1 protein-coding gene is annotated in these 978 nt (G+C 65.2%); it reads left to right on the top strand.

What is annotated here, in order from left to right; genetic code table 11:
* Positions 1-163 precede the first annotated feature (163 nt).
* A partial coding sequence (locus tag JK363_RS41380; RefSeq protein WP_307822125.1) for an acyl carrier protein occupies positions 164-978 on the top strand: 815 nt, incomplete at its 3' end.

Raw genomic sequence — 978 nt, 5'->3', positions numbered from 1 at the left:
TCGGCTCAACATCACGGCTCTTGCCGCCCGTGGTGAGAGCCTGCCCGCGGTACTGCGCGGGATCGTTCCGGCTTCGTCTCGGCGCAGGGCGGCGGGCGGCGCTGTTGGTTCGGGTGGTCTGGCTCACCGTCTGCGGGGTTTGTCTTCTGGTGAGCAGGAGCGTGTGCTGTTGGATCTGGTGCAGTCGGAGGTGGCGGCGGTACTGGGACATCAGTCGGGTGCGGCTGTTGATCCGGTGCGGGCGTTCAAGGATCTGGGTTTTGATTCGCTGACGGCGGTGGATCTGCGTAATCGGCTGAACCGTGCTACCGCGCTCACCTTGCCTGCCACCGTGGTCTTCGACCATCCGAGCCCCAGCGCGTTGACTGCCTACGTGCGGGAGCAGGTGTTGGGAGAGTCGGGCGAACAGGACCTGGCGCCGCGCTCCGCTCGGGCGGTTGTGGCCGATGAGCCGATTGCGATTGTGGGGATGGGGTGTCGTTACCCGGGTGGAGTGGCCTCGCCGGAGGCCCTGTGGGATTTGCTGAGCGCGTCCGGGGACGCCATCTCCGCCTTCCCGGCTGATCGTGGCTGGGACCTTGACGGGCTGTTCGATGACCGGGGTGTTGATCGTGCGGGGTCGTCGTATGTGTGTGAGGGTGGGTTTTTGCATGATGCGGCGGAGTTTGATGCGGGGTTGTTCGGGATTTCGCCGCGTGAGGCGTTGGCGATGGATCCGCAGCAGCGGTTGTTGCTGGAGACGTCGTGGGAGGCGTTGGAGCGGGCTGGGCTGGATCCGTTGTCGTTGCGAGGTTCGGCGACGGGTGTGTTTGCGGGGGTGTCCGCCAATGGTTATGTCGTTGGTCAGGAGGATGAGGCGGACAGTGAGACCGGGGGCTACCTGCTGACGGGTAGTACGCCGAGTGTTGCTTCGGGTCGGCTGTCGTATGTATTGGGGTTGGAGGGGCCGGCGGTGTCGGTGGACACGGCCTGTTCGTC

It is taken from the genome of Streptomyces coffeae (assembly GCF_016741875.1).
Taxonomy (GTDB): domain Bacteria; phylum Actinomycetota; class Actinomycetes; order Streptomycetales; family Streptomycetaceae; genus Streptomyces; species Streptomyces coffeae.
This window is presented reverse-complemented; position numbering and strand designations above follow the sequence as displayed.